Genomic DNA, 2,058 nt, shown 5'->3' with positions numbered 1-2,058 from the left:
GATTTAGATTCTCAATATTCGGGAGTACTGGGGCATATTGAGAATGTAGCTCAAAAAGCKGATCAAAATAAATTTAAATTCTTAAAACCTAACTTGAATGCAGCKAAAGACAGTTGGAAAACATTACGAACAGATGCAGTCACATTAAAAGAAGGGATAAAAGAATTAAAAGTGGAAACTGTTACTCCACAAAAATAGGGAAATATTARTTYTGTTGCAAAGTGAACCAWAACATAGAGAGTCTATGATTACACTGYTAAACAGTAATACGACAATTAATAAATCCTTATATATCAGAAAGGCGGAGTCCTATTAAAGACTTCGCCTTTCTGATATATATATAAGTTTCATCCAATAAAAAGGTAACCGTGCCATTTTACTCGTTTTTAAAACTTTGAAACAGAACCGATTAATTGCGGACAGATTATAAAGATTTGCTTGATAATATCGACTCTATGAAACAACATAGATTCTCTTTAATACTGGATGATTTAAAGGCTGCTAAAGAAAGTTAGAATGATACTCATAAAAGATGTAGAACTCATTTCGAAAGACATCGCTTTTAAAGAAGAATAGAACTTGAAATCAAACCCTATAGGAGGAATATGAAATGATGAAAAAAATTCCTTACAAAATACTCGCTGTATCAACATTTTTAACTATGACAACTACTTATGCAGYCACACCAGTAGCAGCTTTTGCAATTGAAAGTGAAATTGAACAAACTAACAATGGAGAAATATCTTTTTCAGCAAATGAAGAACAGATGAAAAAAGCTTTGCAAGATGCTGGGTTATTTGTAAAATCTATGAATGAATATTCTTATTTGTTAATTAATAATCCAGATGTGAGTTTTGAAGGAATTACTATTAATGGGTATACAGATTTACCTAGTAAAATTGTACAAGATCAAAAGAATGCAAGAGCACATGCTGTTACATGGAATACGAAAGTGAAAAATCAGCTATTAGATACATTGACAGGCATTATTGAATACGATACAAAATTTGAAAATCATTATGAAACATTAGTAGAGGCGATCAATACTGGGAATGGGGATACTTTAAAAAAAGGGATTACAGATTTACGGGGGGAAATTCAACAAAACCAAAAGTCTGCAAAAGCATTAATAGAAGAACTAACTAAATTAAAAAAYGCTATTGGAGAAGATGTTAGAGYATTTGGRAGCCATAAAGAGACCTTGCARTYKATTTTAAAAAACCAAGGWGCTGMKGTKGAGRMTGAYCAAAAGCGTYTRGAKGAMSTTTTAGGSCAAGTAAACTATCAGAAAGGTATAGAATCTAAGGGATTGGACATGGTAAAGATCCCATTTATTCCTACATTGATTGCTGGTGGTATAATGATAGGTGATGCAAGAGGTAAGTTAGCTTGGCTAGAGCCGGAATTAGCAAAATTACGTCAGAATGTAGATTATAARATAACATTAAATCGTGTAGTWGGAGTTGCGTTTCATAATATTAGTGATATGCATAGTRCGATTGATAATGCTATTAMTKCTCTTACTTATATGTCCACGCAATGGGATGATTTAGACTCTCAATATTCGGGCGTACTGGGACATATTGATAAAGCTGATCAAAAAGTTGATCAAAATAGATATAAATTCTTAAACCCTAACTTGAATTCAGCTAAAAACAGTTGGAAAACATTAAGAACAGATGTTGTCACATTACAAGAAGGGATAAAAATTGCAGAGAAAAAAGAACAGGATCTTATGAATCAGCTTCGTCCATCAAACGTTTTCTACTTTTATAAAAAAATTCATAACGCATACACATTTGAAATAAAGACTGGAACAAATGCACCAAATGCGTCCTATAAAGTGATGAATTTAACTAAAAACACTGTTCATAATATGTGGAGTGGAGGACCAAATACAAACATGTGGGCTGACTGGCTTTCATTCAATCCAAAAGATGAATTTGCGGTCGTAGCAGTAGTGGATGGGAAAGAATATGTTGTATATAAAGATAAAGTAGAAAATATAATGAACTGAACCCGAAAAGTTACGCAGCAATTGGAGATGGTACACTAAAC

At 32.6% G+C, this 2,058-nt stretch carries 1 protein-coding gene and 2 pseudogenes; all 3 read left to right on the top strand.

Going from position 1 to position 2,058, the window contains the following annotated elements:
• Positions 1–198 (top strand): annotated as a pseudogene (locus tag AC1DJR_RS27870) (hemolysin); the annotation flags it as partial.
• A gap of 224 nt (positions 199–422) precedes the next feature.
• Positions 423–576, top strand: a pseudogene (locus AC1DJR_RS27865) (hemolysin BL lytic component L1); the annotation flags it as partial.
• A 34-nt stretch (positions 577–610) separates the two neighbouring features.
• Positions 611–2,017, top strand: coding sequence for a hemolysin BL regulatory component HblB (hblB, locus tag AC1DJR_RS27860; RefSeq protein ID WP_477004033.1), 1,407 nt, complete (start codon positions 611–613; stop codon positions 2,015–2,017).
• Positions 2,018–2,058: the final 41 nt, after the last annotated feature.

Source organism: Bacillus sp. 05T31 (assembly GCF_056396725.1).
Note: the sequence above shows the minus strand (reverse complement) of the source record. Positions and strands in the feature narration are given on the sequence as shown.